At 69.4% G+C, this 15758-nt stretch carries 18 protein-coding genes; 7 read left to right on the top strand and 11 right to left on the bottom strand.

Features of this window, described 5'->3' with window-relative positions; translation table 11 throughout:
- Positions 1-130: 130 nt before the first annotated feature.
- Positions 131-1273: an acyl-CoA dehydrogenase family protein gene (locus AWQ68_RS08375; RefSeq protein ID WP_066937236.1), complete on the bottom strand. Its 1143-nt coding sequence runs from the start codon at positions 1271-1273 to the stop codon at positions 131-133.
- Between the two features lie 115 nt (positions 1274-1388).
- A complete protein-coding gene (locus tag AWQ68_RS08370; RefSeq protein WP_245655805.1) occupies positions 1389-2504 on the bottom strand; it encodes an aminopeptidase P family protein in 1116 nt (371 codons plus the stop codon).
- Positions 2505-2722: 218 nt separating this feature from the next.
- Here AWQ68_RS08370 and AWQ68_RS08365 point away from each other — a divergent pair, with 218 nt between their 5' ends.
- Entirely contained in the window at positions 2723-3583 is an 861-nt protein-coding gene (locus tag AWQ68_RS08365; RefSeq protein ID WP_084463767.1) for a PP2C family protein-serine/threonine phosphatase, read from the top strand.
- 134 nt (positions 3584-3717) lie between these two features.
- Positions 3718-4623 carry a 5'-3' exonuclease gene (locus AWQ68_RS08360; protein WP_066937724.1) on the top strand — a complete coding sequence of 302 codons (906 nt, stop codon included), beginning with the start codon at positions 3718-3720 and terminating at the stop codon, positions 4621-4623.
- A gap of 80 nt (positions 4624-4703) precedes the next feature.
- Here AWQ68_RS08360 and AWQ68_RS43475 read toward each other — a convergent pair whose 3' ends face one another.
- From AWQ68_RS43475 to AWQ68_RS08335, 6 genes are all read right to left on the bottom strand, one after another.
- A complete protein-coding gene (locus AWQ68_RS43475; protein WP_169806557.1) occupies positions 4704-4871 on the bottom strand; it encodes a hypothetical protein in 168 nt (55 codons plus the stop codon).
- Positions 4872-5040: 169 nt separating this feature from the next.
- Positions 5041-7755 carry a DEAD/DEAH box helicase gene (locus tag AWQ68_RS08355; RefSeq protein WP_066937228.1) on the bottom strand — a complete coding sequence of 905 codons (2715 nt, stop codon included), beginning with the start codon at positions 7753-7755 and terminating at the stop codon, positions 5041-5043.
- Positions 7756-8130: 375 nt separating this feature from the next.
- Entirely contained in the window at positions 8131-8745 is a 615-nt protein-coding gene (locus tag AWQ68_RS08350; protein ID WP_066937225.1) for a 2'-5' RNA ligase family protein, read from the bottom strand.
- A 17-nt stretch (positions 8746-8762) separates the two neighbouring features.
- Complete coding sequence (locus AWQ68_RS08345; RefSeq protein ID WP_157545027.1) at positions 8763-8987, bottom strand: hypothetical protein; 225 nt, start codon at positions 8985-8987, stop codon at positions 8763-8765.
- Between the two features lie 99 nt (positions 8988-9086).
- A complete protein-coding gene (locus AWQ68_RS08340) occupies positions 9087-9377 on the bottom strand; it encodes a hypothetical protein (RefSeq protein ID WP_245655804.1) in 291 nt (96 codons plus the stop codon).
- A gap of 347 nt (positions 9378-9724) precedes the next feature.
- The gene (locus AWQ68_RS08335; RefSeq protein WP_218006808.1) at positions 9725-10852 is read right to left on the bottom strand and encodes a terpene synthase family protein; all 1128 of its coding nucleotides are present in this window, start codon (positions 10850-10852) and stop codon (positions 9725-9727) included.
- A gap of 842 nt (positions 10853-11694) precedes the next feature.
- On the opposite strand from AWQ68_RS08335, the gene AWQ68_RS42205 reads away from it, so the two are divergent.
- From AWQ68_RS42205 to AWQ68_RS45655, 3 genes are all read left to right on the top strand, one after another.
- The gene (locus tag AWQ68_RS42205; protein WP_157545025.1) at positions 11695-11865 is read left to right on the top strand and encodes a hypothetical protein; all 171 of its coding nucleotides are present in this window, start codon (positions 11695-11697) and stop codon (positions 11863-11865) included.
- A 294-nt stretch (positions 11866-12159) separates the two neighbouring features.
- Positions 12160-12624 (top strand): hypothetical protein, encoded by a 465-nt coding sequence (locus tag AWQ68_RS42200; protein WP_066937218.1) that lies wholly within the window; start codon positions 12160-12162, stop codon positions 12622-12624.
- Positions 12625-12757: 133 nt separating this feature from the next.
- Positions 12758-12892 carry a hypothetical protein gene (locus AWQ68_RS45655; protein WP_281217599.1) on the top strand — a complete coding sequence of 45 codons (135 nt, stop codon included), beginning with the start codon at positions 12758-12760 and terminating at the stop codon, positions 12890-12892.
- A 124-nt stretch (positions 12893-13016) separates the two neighbouring features.
- On the opposite strand, the gene AWQ68_RS08325 is transcribed toward AWQ68_RS45655, so the two are convergent.
- Positions 13017-13520 (bottom strand): GNAT family N-acetyltransferase, encoded by a 504-nt coding sequence (locus AWQ68_RS08325; RefSeq protein ID WP_066937216.1) that lies wholly within the window; start codon positions 13518-13520, stop codon positions 13017-13019.
- A 303-nt stretch (positions 13521-13823) separates the two neighbouring features.
- On the opposite strand from AWQ68_RS08325, the gene AWQ68_RS08320 reads away from it, so the two are divergent.
- Together AWQ68_RS08320 and AWQ68_RS45650 are read left to right on the top strand one after the other, a co-directional pair.
- Positions 13824-14360, top strand: a complete 537-nt coding sequence (locus tag AWQ68_RS08320; RefSeq protein ID WP_066937211.1) for a hypothetical protein — start codon at positions 13824-13826, stop codon at positions 14358-14360.
- 100 nt (positions 14361-14460) lie between these two features.
- Entirely contained in the window at positions 14461-14583 is a 123-nt protein-coding gene (locus tag AWQ68_RS45650) for a hypothetical protein (protein WP_281217598.1), read from the top strand.
- Between the two features lie 36 nt (positions 14584-14619).
- On the opposite strand, the gene AWQ68_RS08315 is transcribed toward AWQ68_RS45650, so the two are convergent.
- Together AWQ68_RS08315 and AWQ68_RS42195 are read right to left on the bottom strand one after the other, a co-directional pair.
- On the bottom strand, positions 14620-15492 hold the full coding sequence (locus tag AWQ68_RS08315; protein WP_084463766.1) for a hypothetical protein: 873 nt from the start codon (positions 15490-15492) through the stop codon (positions 14620-14622).
- The gene (locus AWQ68_RS42195; RefSeq protein ID WP_157545023.1) at positions 15489-15662 is read right to left on the bottom strand and encodes a hypothetical protein; all 174 of its coding nucleotides are present in this window, start codon (positions 15660-15662) and stop codon (positions 15489-15491) included. The genes AWQ68_RS08315 and AWQ68_RS42195 overlap by 4 nt, the downstream gene beginning before the upstream one ends.
- Positions 15663-15758: the final 96 nt, after the last annotated feature.

Genomic DNA, 15758 nt, shown 5'->3' with positions numbered 1-15758 from the left:
CCTTCATCGGTCCGGACCGGCGGCCCGGGAAAACGCGATCCGATCAAGATCATCGCACCGCTTCACGCGCCCGATCAACTCGCCCGCGGACGGCGGGCGTTCACCCACCCCGTCGCACGCGGCGAAGAGCCTACAGACCCGTCCCCTTGCCGATGGCGCGTCCGATCACCAGGCGCTGGATCTGGTTGGTGCCCTCGACGATCTGCAGGGCCTTCGCCTCGCGCATGTGGCGCTCGACTCCGAACTCCTCCACGTAGCCGTACCCGCCGAGCACCTGGACCGCGTCCGTGGTGACCCTCATGCAGGCGTCGGTGGCGAACAGCTTGGCCATCGCCGCCCGCGTGCCGTACGGCCGGCCCGCGTCGCGCAGCCGGGCGGCGGACAGGTACAGCGCCCGCGCCGCCTCGATCGAGGTGGCCATGTCGGCGAGCATGAAGCCGACGCCCTCGAAGTCCACGATCGGCGCGCCGAACTGGCGCCGTTCCCGGGCGTACGCGGAGGCGGCGTCGAACGCGGCCTGGGCGAGCCCCACCGCGCAGGCGGCGATGCCGAGCCGCCCGCCGTCCAGCGCGGCCATCGCGATGCGGAAGCCGTCGCCCTCCTCGCCCACCAGGGCGTCCCGGCCGAGCCGTACGGCGTCGAACCGGACCTGCGCGGTGGGCGACGAGCGCATGCCCATCTTCTTCTCGCGGGCGCCGAACGACAGCCCCTCGGCGGTCGCGGGCACGTGGAAGCAGGAGATGCCCCGTTCGGTGCGGGCGAGGAGGGTGTAGAAGTCGGCGACGCCGCCGTGGGTGGTCCACGCCTTCACCCCGTCGACCGTGAAGCCCTCCTCGTCGGCGACGGCCCGCGTGGTCATGGCCGCGGCGTCCGACCCGGACTGCGGCTCCGACAGGCAGTACGCCCCGAGGAGCTCCCCGCCCAGCATCACGGGCAGCAGCGCCGCCCGCTGCCCTTCCCCGCCGTACGCGGCCATCGGGAAGCACGACAGCGTGTGCACGGACACCCCGAGCCCCACCGCGAGCCACCCGGCGGCGAGCTCCTCGACCACCTGGAGGTACACCTCGTACGGCTGGGCGCCCCCGCCGTACTCCTCGGGGTAGGGAAGGGCGAGCAGTCCGGAGGAGCCCAGCAGGGTGAACAGCTCCCGGGGGAACCGCCCGGCCGCCTCGTCGGCCGCCGCGCGCGGCGCGACCTCCCTGGCGACGATCTCGCGGACCAGATCGATCAGGTCGCGGGACTCCGGCGTGGGCAGAACTCGTCGGACGGTCATCGCACTGCTCACCCCCTGAAGGGGACGGACGTCGCGAACCGGGGTGACCGGCACACCGGCCACCCCGATTGTGACACTTCGCCCTCTTCGGCGCCCCTTGTCGGGCAGGGGGCCGCTAAACCATGACGAGGTCGCGGGTGCTGTGGTTCAACCGCTCACCCGCGGTCTCCCCGCAGACCATGATGTCCTCGATGCGCGCGCCGTGGCGGCCGGGCAGGTAGATCCCGGGCTCGACCGAGAACGCGAAGCCCGGCTCCATCGGCGTGGTGTTGCCGGACACGATGTACGGGTCCTCGTGGGTCTCCAGGCCGATGCCGTGCCCGGTCCGGTGGATGAAGTACTCGCCGTAACCGGCCGCCGTGATCACGTCGCGGGCCGCGGCGTCGACGGACTCGCAGGTGACACCGGGCCGCACATGGGCGCAGGCCGCCTCCTGGGCTTCCTTGAGCACGTCGTAGTACTTCACGAACTCCGGCGACGGCTCGCCCACGCAGTAGACCCGGGTGGAGTCCGAGCAGTAGCCGCTCGGCATCGTGCCGCCGATGTCCACCACCACGGCGTCGCCCGGCTGGATGACCCGGTCGGACAGCTCGTGGTGCGGGCTGGCGCCGTTCGGGCCGGAGCCGACGATCACGAAGTCGACCGTGACGTGCCCGGCGGCGAGGATCGCCTCGGCGATGTCCCGGCCCACGACGCGCTCGGTGCGCCCGGCCTTGAGGAACTGCGGCACCTGGGCGTGGACGGCGTCGATCGCGGCGCCCGCGGCCCGCAGCGCGGCGACCTCGGCCGGGGACTTGCGCGCCCGCAGCGGGCCCAGCACCGACCCGGCCAGCACCTGCTCGACGTCCGGCATCGCCGCGCGGAAGCGCAGCGACTGCAGGGCCCACATCCGGTCGGCGAGCCCCACCTTGGTCAGGGCGCCGAGCCGGTGCGCGACGTGCGCGTACGGGTCGTCCGTCTCGTCCCAGGCGACGAACTCGACGCCGAGCCGCGAGGCGGGCGAGTGCTCGGCGGCCGGCAGTTCGAGCCGCGGGACCATCATGAACGGCTCCCCGGCGGTCGGGACGACCAGGCAGGTGAGCCGCTCCAGCGGCAGCGCGTCGTACCCGCTGACGTAGCGGAGGTCGGGGCCGGGCGTGAGCAGCAGCGCGTCGAGACCGGCGGCGGCGGTCGCCTCCCGGACGGCGGCGAGTCGGGACACGGGATAGAGATCAGAGGACGTCGTTGTCACGCGATCCAATCTAACGACAGACACGCGGCCGGCCCGCATCAGGGGCCGTCCCGGAGTGGCTCGGGAGCCGCCGGGAGAGCAGGTCGCGGGCCTGGTCGGGGACCCCCTGGGGGCCACCCCCGCGGTTCGGAGAACATCCCCCACGGTGCTACGCTGCGCCTCGGAACAGTCACTCTCCGTCGTTCCCCATCCCTTCCTTTTCGAGGAGCTGCTCAACCATGATCGCCGTAGCTGGCGGCGCCGGACCATGCCCTCCCCTCACCGGCGAACGCCCAGTGGTCCCCACGACGACCGCGGAGATCGTGGATCGGCTGCGAACGCAGCTGCTCGAGGTGCGCGAGCAGGCCGCCGAAGACCGCACGGTCACCCTGGCGCTGCGCGACGCGATCCTGCCCGAGCCGGGCGGCTCCATCGACCTCCCGCACGCACGGGTCGCGGTCCGCTACGTCCCCGCCGAGAAGGCGGCCAGCCTCGGCGGCGACTGGTACGAGGCGGCCCAGCTCCCGGACGGGCGGATGCTCCTCGCCATCGGCGACGTCTCCGGCCACGGGCTGCCCGCCATCGCGCAGATGGCCCAGCTCCGGCACGCGCTGGTGGGGCTGACCATGACCGGCGAGTCTCCGGACCGGCTCCTGGCCTGGCTCAACGAGCTCGTGCTGAGCCGCCTCGACGAGACCACCGCGACCGTGATCATCGGCCGGTTCGACCCGGCCACCCGGGTCTTCACCTGGGCCCAGGCGGGCCACCTGTCGCCCATCCTGGTCCGGGACGGCGTCGCCCGCCAGCTCCAGCCACCGCAGGGGGTGGTCCTCGGCGCGGCTCCCGGCCCCAGGTACAACGTGGCCGAGATACCGCTCCGCCCGGACGACCTGCTGCTGATGTTCACCGACGGCCTGGTCGAGCGGCGCTCGCGCGACATCGACGAAGGCCTCGCCCTGACGCTCGGCGCGGCCGAGACGATAACCGGGCACGACGACCTCGACCCCGGCCTCGACCGGCTGCTCGACGCGCTCGGCGGCCCGAACCCCGAGGACGACACCTGCCTCCTCGCGGTCGGCGTCCTCGACGACCGGCGCTGACGATCCCGGAGCCGCCCGCACACGCGGCGGCGTCGTAGCGGCGGCGGGAACCTGACGCGGACTCCGGTGCGGAGGTGGCGCCGAACACGAGCAGCGCCGCCGCCGCTCCGGAGCGCGACAATAGATGGGTGCTGATGCTTCTCGACACCCCGTCGCTCTACTTCCGCGCCTTCTACGGCGTGCCCGAGTCGATAACCGCGCCGGACGGCATGCCGGTCAACGCCGTACGCGGATTGATCGACATGATCGCCACGCTGGTCCGCGACCACTCGCCCACCGGTCTCGCCGCCTGCATGGACGCCGACTGGCGGCCCGCCTTCCGGGTCGCCGCGATCCCCTCGTACAAGGCACACCGCGTCGCGACCGGGGACCAGGAGGAGGTGCCCGACACCCTGGTCCCGCAGATCCCCGTCATCGAGGAGTTCCTCGACGCGGTCGGCATCGCGCGGCTCGACGCCGAGGGCTACGAGGCGGACGACGTCATCGGGACCCTGGCCCACCGCGAGCCGGGCGCGGTCGACGTCGTCACCGGCGACCGCGATCTCTTCCAGCTCGTGGACGACGCGCGCCCCTGCCGGGTCCTTTACACAGTAAGGGGAATCCGGAACCTCCAGACGGTCGACGAGGCGTTCGTGACGCAGAAGTACGGCATCCCCGGCCAGGCGTACGCCGAATTCGCCACGCTGCGCGGCGACCCGAGCGACGGCCTGCCCGGCGTCCCCGGCATCGGCGAGAAGACGGCCGCCGTCCTGGTCAGCCGGTTCGGCTCCCTGGAGAAGCTGCTCGCCGCGCTCGACGAGGGCGTCCAGGAGGGCTTCCCCGCCGGGACGCGGGCCAAGCTGACCGCCGCCCGCGCCTACCTCGACGTCGCGCCCGCCGTGGTGCGGGTGGCGCGCGACGCGCCGGTGCCCGCCGCCGACCTGGCCTGCCCGGCCGAACCGCGCGACGCCGAGCGCCTGGTGGCCCTCGCCGACCGGTACGGCCTGGACGGCCCGCTGAACCGCCTGCTCTCCGTGCTTTCCTCGCGCGCGGCGACCTGAACGCCCGCGCGGCAGAACGCGGGCCCCGAGGACGGCCGTCCTCGGGGCCCGCGGTGTTCCCGGTGCGTAGCCGCGGGAGGCTACTTCTTGAGGCTCCAGCTCGTGCCGTACCCGCCGAGGTGCAGCGCGAGGAAGAACAGTCCGGCGACGCCGAGGGTGGTCACCGTGAGGACGGCACCGACGGCCCAGCCGCCGATGGCGAAGACCAGTGCGGCGAGGAAGAACAGCGCGGCGAGGAGAGCGAACATCCCTACCTCCAGGGACCCAGGGGGCTTGTTATAGGGAAATTTCCGTCCAGATCACCCGAGAACCTTGCCGCGCGGCTACTGTCCGCGAACTGCCCGCTACACACGCCCGACCGGGCGGTCAGTTCGCCGCGCACGCCCGGCACACGACCGGGCGCGCGGGCGTACGACGTCAGCCGACGGAGGAGTACGCGACGACCCCCCGGCGCAGCGCGTCGATGGCCTTGTCGGCGTTCTCCTTGACCTTGCTCCCGACCGGCGCGGCGTCCCTGAGCTGGCCGAGCAGGTCGAGAAGCTGCTTCATCCAGCGGACCAGGTCCCCGGCCGCGAGATCGCCGTCGGTGAGCACGGCGTCGAGGCTGTGGCCCTTGGCCCAGCGGAACGCCGTCCAGACGAACCCGAGATCGGGCTCCCGGGTGAAGGAGAGCCCGTGATCCTCCTCGATGGACTCCAGCTCGCCCCACAGCCGGATCATGGCCGTCAGCGCCTCCTGAGCCGGCCCGGCCGGGATGCGCGGGTTGCGCGCCTCGTCCGCCTGCCGCGACTCGTAGATCAGGGACGACACGCAGGCGGCCAGCTCGGCCGGGTCCAGCCGATCCCACAGGCCCGCGCGCAGGCACTCGGCGGTGAGCAGGTCCAGCTCCGTGTAGAGCTTGGCCAGCCGCCGCCCCTCCTGCGTGACGTTCTCGTCCTCCAGGTAGCCGAGCTGGTCGAGCACGCCGCAGACCCGGTCGAAGGTCCGGGCGATGACGTGCGAGCGTCCCTCCACCCGGCGGCGCAGCCCCTCGGTCTCGCGCAGCAGCTTGTGGTACCGCTCGCCCCAGCGCGCGTGGTCCTCGCGCTCGTCGCAGCCGTGGCAGGGGTGCTGCCGGAGCTGCCGGCGCAGCCGCAGGATCTCCTCGTCCTCGGTCACGTGGTCCCTGGCGCGCGGCGGCTTGCCCAGGTCGCGCTCGCCGATCTTGGCGTGCATGGTGGAGACGAGGTTGGCCCGCTCCTTGGGGACGCGGGCGTTGAACCCCTTGGGGATCCTGATGTGCTCGACCGGTTCCACCGGCACCGGGAAGTCGGCCGGGGACAACCGCTTGACCTGCTTGCCCGCGGTGAGCACGAGCGGGGACGGCCCCTCGCCCCTGATCTTCACCCCGGGGTCGAGGATCACCGCCAGCCCGGCCCGCCGCCCGCCGGGAACCCGGATGACGTCGCCGGGCTTCAGCTCCTCCAGGGAGCGTACGGCCTCGGCCCTGCGGGCGGCCCCACGCTGGCGGGCCATCTCGGCCTCGCGGTCCGACAGCCGCCTGCGCAGCACGGCGTACTCCTGGAAGTCCCCGAGGTGACAGGTCATGGCCTCGGCGTAGCCCTCCAGGGCCTGCTCCGACTTGCGGAGCTGGCGGGCCAGCCCGACGACCGCCCGGTCGGCCTGGAACTGCGCGAAGGAGTCCTCCAGCAGCGAGCGGGCCCGGACCCGGCCGACCTGCCCGACCAGGTTGACCGCCATGTTGTACGACGGGCGGAAGCTGGATCGCAGCGGGTACGTACGGGTGCTGGCGAGCCCGGCCACGGAGACCGGGTCCATGCCCGGCTGCCACACCACGACCGCGTGGCCCTCGACATCGATGCCGCGCCGCCCGGCCCGGCCGGTGAGCTGGGTGTACTCCCCCGGCGTGAGGTCGGCGTGGGTCTCGCCGTTCCACTTGTCGAGCTTCTCGATCACCACCGAGCGGGCGGGCATGTTGATGCCCAGCGCCAAGGTCTCGGTGGCGAACACCGCCTTGACCAGCCCCTTGGTGAACAGCTCCTCGACGACCTCCTTGAACGCGGGCAGCATCCCCGCGTGGTGGGCGGCGAGCCCGCGCTCCAGGCACTCGCGCCACTCCAGGTAGCCCAGGACGGCCAGGTCCTCGTCCGGCAGGTGGGCGGTGCGCTCGTCGACGATCTGCCGGATCTCGTGCCGTTCCTTCTCCGTCGTCAGCCGCAGGCCCGCGTACAGGCACTGCATGACGGCGGTGTCGCACCCCGCGCGGGAGAAGATGAACGTGATCGCGGGCAGCAGCCCCTCCGCGTCGAGCTTCTCGATGACGCCGGGGCGGTTCGCGGCCGACCCGCGCCGAGGCCGGGAGTACCCACGCCGTCCCCGGGCCTGGGCCAGCCGCGCCTCGTCCCGGGAGATCCGCATCAGGTTCGGGTTGATCCGCAGCACGCCGTCGCCCTCGTTGGCGAACAGGTCGTACAGGCGGTTGCCGACCAGCATGTGCTGCCACAGCGGCACCGGGCGGTGCTCGTCCACGATGACGGTGGTCTCGCCGCGGACCTCGCCGAGCCACTCGCCGAACTCCTCGGCGTTGCTGACCGTCGCGGACAGCGCGGCCACCCGCACCGACTCGGGCAGGTGGATGATCACCTCTTCCCACACCGCGCCGCGGAACCGGTCGGCGAGGTAGTGCACCTCGTCCATGACGACGTAGCCCAGCCCGGCGAGCGTGCCGGACCCGGCGTACAGCATGTTGCGCAGGACCTCGGTGGTCATGACGACGATCGGGGCCTCGCCGTTGACGCTGTTGTCCCCGGTGAGCAGGCCCACCTTGGCCGCGCCGTACCGGCGGACGAGGTCGTTGTACTTCTGGTTCGACAGCGCCTTGATGGGGGTGGTGTAGAAGCACTTGCGCCCCTGCTCAAGAGCGAGGTGGACGGCGAACTCCCCGACCACCGTCTTGCCCGACCCGGTGGGGGCGGCGACCAGGACGCCGTCTCCGGCCTCCAGCGCCTCGCAGGCGTCGATCTGGAACTCGTCGAGCGCGAAGTCGTACAGACCTCGGAACGAGGTGAGGGCGGGCCCGCTACCGGCCTGCTGCTCACGGAAGGCGGCGTAGCGTTCCGCAGGCGTGCTCATGGGTCCAACCCTACCGATCCCGGCATGATCGGCTGTCCTCGGCCGCATGACGCTGAGTGGGGCCGCATGAGGCTGTGGAGGTCAGAGCCTAGATCATCCGCCTCGCCGGCATAGGCAGTATGAGGCTGCATGAGGCCCCGCTGTTCCCCATTTGTTCCCCACACGGGGGCACGTAGGGATCTTCCTCCCCCTCCGCGAAGACCTGAGAGGGGAGGGCCCGCATCTTCCCGATGCGAGGCCATCCCCCTCTCCCGGGTCCGATGCCACTGCCGTAGTTGAACGGCGAGCCGTGCGACGTCTAGAAGCGCGCGGCCGACCTGTGATCCGGCTCGATCACCGCCTGCACGCACGGGTGTGTAGGGGCTATCGAGATCGTCAGGAAGGGCAGGACGCAGTGAACGGGATCTCGGCCACCGGCCGCCAGTCCCAGGCATATTCGGGGCCGTCCTGAACGACCAAGCTGATGCTGCCTATCGTGACCGCACAGTCCGGTACGGCGCGTCCCAGCGCTGCGATGATCGGAGCAGCGGGTTGTGCGGCCTTGCTGTAGGCCACCGTGACATGTGGTGTCCACGGCGCATGCGAGAGGACACCATCACGGCCGGTCGCGATACGGGTTGCTTTCTCCACCGCGTTCAACATCGGGAGGAGGGCTTCTCCAGGGCGTGCTTCCAACGCGACGGCCTCTGGGTGATAGAGCACACGCCCCAGCGTGACGGTGATGGGCCGCACCTGCCTCAGCAATCCGCGAGCCGTGACGAGCATCCTTTCGATCTGATCTTGCGTGACCTCGTCGGTAAGGCCGGCAATCAGCGTCGTCAGATGCAGCCACTCGTGCGGCACCAGGTCCAGGCCGGGCAGGCCGCTCAACCGTTCATGAACGGCGACTACCGTCGAGCGGACTTCCGGGTTGTCACGGAACAGGACGTGCCAGTAGAGCTGTCCCTGCCCTGGGGGGAGCATCTTCCGTCTCCGCCAGCGGTCGGCCATCAGCTCTGGGAGTGGACTCAACCATCCTCCTTGGCAACCTGATCTGCCGACAAAGCGGCAGCGTTGAACTCTCGGATCTGCTCACGCAGATCGGAGGCGATGTCAGAACGGTGGAAGCGCTTATCACGCAATCGCGCATCCATCTCTACGAGATAGTTCGTAACGGTAGCCATACGAAGCTTCGGCGGCATAGACATCACGGGCGAGATCTGTTCAGCCGCGCCGTGGAGATCGCCCATCATCACATAAGCGTTGCCCGCTCCGAACCGGATCTGTGCCCACGTTCCATACACCCACGGCTCTCCGGAGGCCCAAGCCTCCTCAGCCGTTCTAGTGCCGCGTCAGGCCACGTTTGCCCTCTTGACGATGCGTCGTAGGCGTGGATTGTCGGTGTTGCGGTTTCGCCAGGCGATGTAGCGGCGGATCATGCTGGCCTGCTCCCGGTGATCGGCGTGGTCGGTGCCGTTGAGAGTGAACTCGCGCAGCGCGGTGAACTGGGCCTCGATCCGGTTGAGGTAGGAGGAGTTGGTGGGCGTGTAGGCGATCTCGACGTTGCTCGCCTCCGCCCACTGCCCGACTCGATTGTCCTTCTTCGTGGTCAGGTGCGGGCTGAAGATCGTCGCACACTGCAAACGCCAGGCCGTCCCAGCGCCAGAGGACCTGCGGTCGCCGGCGACCACCGCCACACCGCCCGCCGATGCGGACGAGCTCGCGCTGCTCGAAAACTCCTATGGGTGGATACGACTACCTGAAGGCTTGAGATGTGATCGGTCATAGCGTTGCCACGCCGAAGCGAAAGACACGCGGCATGCACGCATTGCATTAAAGAAATTCCATCGCAAACGGCTATTTTCCCGATGTCGCCCCCGGCGGCAGGCCCGCTCAGCGGATCAGCCATTACCGGCGACAAGCCGTTCACGAGACATGATCAGGATCTACGGCTGGAGTACTGCGCGGAACCCACGGCATATTGCACAAACTACCGAGGGGGTACTTCTGGGCGGCTCCCGAAATCGCGGAGAAACGCATCCCGTTCCCACGTGGACAGCAGGCTCGAAGGGATCGTGAGGTCCCGCGCGGAATCCTGGCGGTGCGAGCCGGCGGCGGGCCGGTACCGATCGGTGTCCCTGTGCCAGCGGTACGAGCCGGCAGCCCAGCCCTGGATGGCCCGGGCATGCCGCAGGACGGCACGCCGAGTCTCAGGACCCGCATGCAGGTCATGCAGCACTTGTGGGAGGTCCGTCTCGACGTTCTCTTCGAGTGTCCTGACCCGGCCCGTCAGGATGCGGTCAACGAAAGAGACCGCATCCTTGAGGGAGACATCGAGGAGTTCCTGGGCCACGTGCACGATGTTGTTCCTCGCGACGCCCTCGCGGACTTCCTTGGGATAGGACACGATGTCGTTGTGCAGATCGACCGTGTCCCGGAATGAGTCGATCAGCACAGTGAACGGCCGGGTGCCCCGGATGTCATCGGGGATCTCCCAACCGAGCGAGTGCTCCATCAGTAGTGCGCTGCACCCGGCCGCCCCGTAGTCGCGGCGCATCTCGGCCTGCTCGATGAGGTCGGGAAACCGGTGGCGTTCGAGGTTCTCCGTCTCCCACAGCGATGCCTCCAGGAACTGCCGTACGGACCTGGTGTACAGCAGGCGCCACGGAATCGATGCCGAGGGCGCCGTGCGGCGCCACAGGTCGGCCAGCGCACGTTCCACAGGATGCTCGGGGGGTGGCACCAAGCCGGGTGTCATGATCGGCATGAATGCCATAAGCCGCTCGATACGTTGCAGGATCTGCTCCCGGTTACCGAGAGCTTCACACCCGGCGCCGAAGACGTCGTCCAGGCACCAGATGAGGCTGTGCCAGCCAGACAACAGCTCCAGCTCCTCGGCACAGGCATGGGGATAGGTCCAGGCGGTGAACCGGGTGAAGTCCGCCCTGTCGAAGGTCTCCGCACTCCAGCCGCCGTGGTATGAGTCGGTGCCCAGCGGTTCAAGCAGACCCACAGCGCATGCCCAGGCGCGAACTCGCGGCCGGACGGCCTCCAGGTGCGGATTCACCCTGGCCTGGAACGGCATATAGAACAAGGGGAGTTGGAAGGCGTCCGTCAATGCGGCCTCCTGGATGGTGCCGTCAGTTCGAGGTCACACCCGCTGGGGCGTGGAGCGGTGAATTGCCGGCCACGCGGCGGATCAAGGAGCGCGATATCCCCCGTGAGGCTACGGTCGGTCGAGCGCAGGAACTCCAGGTACCACTCGATCGGCTCAACGACTCGATAGTCCTCACCAGCACGGTCCACGTCGCCATCCTCCGGAGCGGCAACCCGTTGCGTGAACGCCACATCACCCTCTGTCGCAGTTGTCGGCGGCAGCACACTATGACATCGGATGTCTCTTCCGCTGACGAACACGGAACTCAGTCAAGATGGCCTGTCGCTCATGTCAGCGGCGCTTGCTCCTTTCCGTACGGGATAACACCTCGTTCCGTTGGCGGAGGCCTGGGACTCCGGCGCCTACGCCTGGACTCCTGCACAGCGCGAGAAGTACGCCGACGACCTCGACGAGCCTTGCCACCTGGTCGCGGTCACCGCTCGCAGTAATCGCAAAGGCGGACAAGGACCCAACCGAATGGCTGCCGCCCTACGAGGGCGCCCGCTGCCGGTATATCGCTGAATGGACTGCGGTGAAGCTCAACTGGCATTTGAGCGCCGACCGCGCGGAGCAGGCCGCTCTCACCACCATCGCGGAGGGCTGCCCCAACGTCCCGCTCCCCGACCTGGCCGACCACACTGCTCAATGACGCCCTCCGCCGGCCGCAACCAGAAGAGGCCGAAAGGTGACGCACCCGCCCGAGACACGCATGGCCTGGCCGAGCTGCCGTCCACGCGGACCCTGGCGTCCCAAGGCAGGGAGCGGCCAGAACGGCAGCCGCTTGGCCGCCACGATGAGCGCAGGTGGACGAGCAGAACCCTCTCGCCGAGCTGCCTGCACAGCTCCTCGCGGAAATGACGCCGGCTGAGCGCCGGGCGTACCTGGCCTATCTGAAGGAGCCGGTACCGGCCGAGGTGACCGAGACGGTGCTGGCGCTGATCAGAGAGACTCGGATCTGGGGTTCCCGGTTGTGAGCCTATGAGAACTGGTGAGGCGTCCTGCGTTCCACAGGAGGCACACGCGCATGGACGCACTCGCGGCTCGCCCGCGAGCTCTGGCTGGAATTGGCTTGATCGACGCTCTGCACTGGGAGGCCGATCGACTGGTAAGCGAGACGAGACGAGGCGCCGCCAGCGCCTCGCTCAGGTAGAGGCGTCCCCGTCGGGCGTTACAGCAGGAGCGCCAACAGCAGCGGCCGATACAGAGCGGACACGATTGCATGCGCTATGTAATTGAGGTGTCCAGTCCCCAACCACAGGTGGTACAGCGTGAAGATCCGTACTGCAGCCTCCGCGACTGCGGCCCTGTGCGTAACTGTTGGCCTCTTCGCCAGCCCCGCCAGCTACGCGAGAACAGCAGCCCTGATACCCGAAGTCGGAGCCGCTGTCCCCGAAGCCATCCAACCACGGACCGCCACCGCCGAGCAGTGCCAAATCTGGGCGTATAACTACGAGTCGGACAACAACGCCAACCAGAGAATCGTGGACGAGGTGTGCTGGACGGCCGATCCGCCGGGCGTACGTGTAATGAACAAACTTGTCGGCTGGAACGATCTGGACCCGTATAGCTATTGCACGCTCACCCCGGAGCAACCTGCCTGCGCGATAGACACCAAGGTTCACGACGCCAGCTTCCGTGCGGACTTCGCCAACAAGCAGGTCATCGAAATCAGCAAGTACGCTCCCCTCACAGGGCGTTGGGTGAGAGAGCAGCACATCTACAGCTTCCAGTAGCCACCCGCGACGCTCGCACCTTTAGAACCTCCTCGACTGGTACGAAGCGCCCCGCTTCGGAAGAGGCGGGGCGTGCTATCTCACCCACCGACCGACAGAGGGAAGCGTTCACGTCCTCAAAGGGGCCGACGCGGTGGAGGGTTCCGTCCGCGTCGACGTAAGTGAACTCGCGCAGTCCGTACGGGGTGTTGTACGGCTCGCCGAGGCGGCCGGTGACGTCTGCCACGGCCTATTCGGCGTGCAGGGCATAGAGGCGTCCGAGACGTAGACGTAGACACTCGCCGCGGTGCGGGCGGGGTCGTGCTCGTTCCACTCGGTGAGATGGAGCGAGACCGGTCCTCGGGTGGCGAAGCCGTAGCCGGGGTCTTCGTCGCCCCCTCCATCCCGGGCGATCAGGAGATGACGGGGCTGCGGCGCTCGACGAGGACGACGTCGCGCCAGACGCCGTGCTGGCGGCCGATGCGCTCGCGGGTGCCGATCACACGGAAGCCGGCACGGGCGTGCAGGGCGAGGCTGGCGGTGTTCTCCGGGAAGATCCCCGACTGGACGGTCCAGATCCCGGCGGCCTCGGTGGAGGCGATCAACGCCTGGAGCAGCGCGAGGCCGACTCCTCGTCCACGCGCCTCGGGGAGGACGTAGACGGAATGCTCGACCACACCGGCGTAGGCGCAGCGGTCCGACACCGCCACGGCGGCGGTCCAGCCCAGCACCCGCCCCTCGTCGTCGAGGGCGACGTGCCGGTGGGCGGGCAGTTTCGTCGCGTCGAACCGCTCCCAGGTGGGGGCGGCGGTCTCGAAGGTCGCCTTGCCCTCGTCGATGCCGATCTGGTAGATCGCGAGTACCTGGTCGGCGTGCTCGGACGTCATGGCGGCGATACGCACACTGTCAGCGGTCATCGGTGCCCCTCCGGGAGGATCAGGTGTCCCCGCAGCCCATGGTGATGACAACGTCGGAGGCTCGCGCCGCGTCGGCGGTGAGCACCTTGGGGCACAGCGACGGGTTCACATGTCCCGGTATTCCTCCTCGACGCGGACTTTACCGGCACGGCCGTCACCATCGTCCTCAGCGGGGTAGCTGGGCAGCCACACCGCGTGCGGACCCGAGCAGAACGGATACCGCACCAACGGGAACCCGAGAGGAGGAGGGGCGATCTTCCCCACCTCGCGCACGGAGGCGGGGTTCTTCGCCCTGAAAGCCTTATGACCGATCCCGAGATCACCCGAACCGACCTCTCCGCCACCAAACCGGCACGAGGCGCGGCTCGTCGCGGACTCCTTCTCGGAGCCGCCACCGCGCTGCTCCTCGCCACGGGTACGGGCGTGGCCGCCGCGGCCAGCGGCGCCCCCGCCGCCCGGACGATGCCGTCTCCAAGCGAGGAGACGCCCGGCGGTCACCCGGCGGAGGGCTCGACGGGCTCCGTCCGCGGCGAACTGACCATCACGAAGAAGAACGGCGGCCAGCAGACCCTCACCGTGCAGAGCGGCACCGTGACATCGGTCGACCAGAATTCCATCGAGATCAAGAGCGAGGACGGCTTCGCGCAGAAGTACGCCATCACCGACTTCAGCCGTGTCTCCACGGGACGCAAGGGGCTGACCGAGATCACGACCGGTGACAACGCGCTGGTGGTGGCCGTCGGAAAGGGCGCCTCCGCCCCCGCCGCGTTCATCGCGGACCTCAGCCGGCCGAAGTGGCCGGGGCACGAGGGTGGCGGCGCCGCGGCGCCCTCATCGTGATCGGCTCCGGGCGGTAGAACGGCCACCCTGCGGCTCCCCGGAAGGGGACGGCTTCCCGCTTTCTCCGGCTCCTTGGCCGGGGAAAGCGGGAGGCGCCGCGGTGAAGGTGCGCGACCTGCGTGAGGCGGGCGCGTCGGAGCGGCGGCGGCATGCCGTCGCCGCTCTCCGCAAGGCGACGAACCAGGCCGTCGAGTACGCGGGCAGAGCACTCCGACCCCGGTGACGAGTCGTCCCGGCGTCGGTGCGATCGCGCGGCGCCTCAGACGTCCCCGATGAGCGCGAAGGCGAAGGCGAGACGCCGATCCAGCCATTCCTTGCGGATCCTGACCTGGGCGCTGCCCTCCGACGTCATCACGATCTCCTCACCCGACCGCCATTCGAGCGAACGGGGTCTCCCGCCCTGGTCCGAGTCGCCGGGGCTGGAGAACAGGCCGTCGAGGGCCTCGTGCAGCAACCGTTCGGCCGCCCGCCCGGCGATGTCCTTGACGCCGCCGCTCGCCCACTCGTTGCGTCCCATGATCTCCGGATATCCCGGCTGCTCGATCCGCCAGGTGTGCCGGAACGGGCGCTTCGGCGGGATCCGCTTTATGGTGCCGATGACCTGCCCCCGGCCGTCGTGTACGACGTGGTGGCGCTCCCCGTCCACCTCCTGCGGAGCCGCCACGTAGCAGAGCAGGCGCTGCTGGGCGGCGTCCTCGAAGAGGGTCAGTCCCGGAGCGGCGGGCAGCCCCTGGAGCTGCCCGGAGGCGACGTACGCGCATGGGGCGAGGACCTTGTCGAGCTTCCCTCCGCGGGGAACCCGTACCGCGTGCGCTCCCGTGGTCGCCTTCTTGCGCTTGGGCGTCTCCGGGCGCTCAAGCCTGCCCACGACGAACTCCCAGACCTCCGTCCACGCGACGGGCTCCACCGGCGGCTCATCGGCCTTCCTGGTCCTGCCGAACGCCACAACTGTCTCCTGATCGCTTGATCTTCCAGGAAGCGACGACTCTAGCCGCGAACGTGTAGGAACCAGGCCGATGCAGCCGAAGATCGGCTTGCGGCTGAACACCGGGGTGATCTCGGTGACGACGCCGAAGAACGGCAAGGTGACGATGGAGACCTCGGGACGGCCGATGCGGCTTCGTGCCGTCACTCGGCGGCAGGATCCTCCGATCGGGAGCCCGCCCGGAGCGGCACGATGCTCTTGGGCAGGTAGACGCGCTGATCGGGTACGGACGCACAGGCGCCGGTGAGGCGTAGGAACTGCAGAACCCAGGCCTCGACGCCGATCGGATCCGCTGACGTGACGGCGTCATTGGCCATGTGGTTCCCCCGACTGCTGTGTTGAGGAGCTCCCGCCGTAGGTGCGGGTCGCGCGATATGTCCCGGAACGGACGCCCGTTCGATCGGCGCCGGCAT

The organism is Microtetraspora fusca (genome assembly GCF_001570365.1).
GTDB classification, from domain to species: domain Bacteria; phylum Actinomycetota; class Actinomycetes; order Streptosporangiales; family Streptosporangiaceae; genus Microtetraspora; species Microtetraspora fusca.
The sequence above is the reverse complement of the archived record's forward strand: the minus strand, read 5'-3'. Positions and strand labels throughout refer to the sequence as shown.

What these genes read in the sequence shown, in the direction of transcription:
- AWQ68_RS08355 (WP_066937228.1), bottom strand. Translation starts at nt 7,755, where the DNA reads ATGAGCACGCCTGCGGAACGCTACGCCGCCTTCCGTGAGCAGCAGGCC.
- AWQ68_RS08320 (WP_066937211.1), top strand. Translation starts at nt 13,824, where the DNA reads ATGACCGATCCCGAGATCACCCGAACCGACCTCTCCGCCACCAAACCG.
- AWQ68_RS08325 (WP_066937216.1), bottom strand. Translation starts at nt 13,520, where the DNA reads ATGACCGCTGACAGTGTGCGTATCGCCGCCATGACGTCCGAGCACGCC.
- AWQ68_RS08345 (WP_157545027.1), bottom strand. Translation starts at nt 8,987, where the DNA reads ATGATGGGCGATCTCCACGGCGCGGCTGAACAGATCTCGCCCGTGATG.
- AWQ68_RS08360 (WP_066937724.1), top strand. Translation starts at nt 3,718, where the DNA reads ATGCTTCTCGACACCCCGTCGCTCTACTTCCGCGCCTTCTACGGCGTG.
- AWQ68_RS42195 (WP_157545023.1), bottom strand. Translation starts at nt 15,662, where the DNA reads ATGGCCAATGACGCCGTCACGTCAGCGGATCCGATCGGCGTCGAGGCC.
- AWQ68_RS08365 (WP_084463767.1), top strand. Translation starts at nt 2,723, where the DNA reads ATGATCGCCGTAGCTGGCGGCGCCGGACCATGCCCTCCCCTCACCGGC.
- AWQ68_RS08375 (WP_066937236.1), bottom strand. Translation starts at nt 1,273, where the DNA reads ATGACCGTCCGACGAGTTCTGCCCACGCCGGAGTCCCGCGACCTGATC.
- AWQ68_RS08350 (WP_066937225.1), bottom strand. Translation starts at nt 8,745, where the DNA reads ATGGCCGACCGCTGGCGGAGACGGAAGATGCTCCCCCCAGGGCAGGGA.
- AWQ68_RS43475 (WP_169806557.1), bottom strand. Translation starts at nt 4,871, where the DNA reads ATGTTCGCTCTCCTCGCCGCGCTGTTCTTCCTCGCCGCACTGGTCTTC.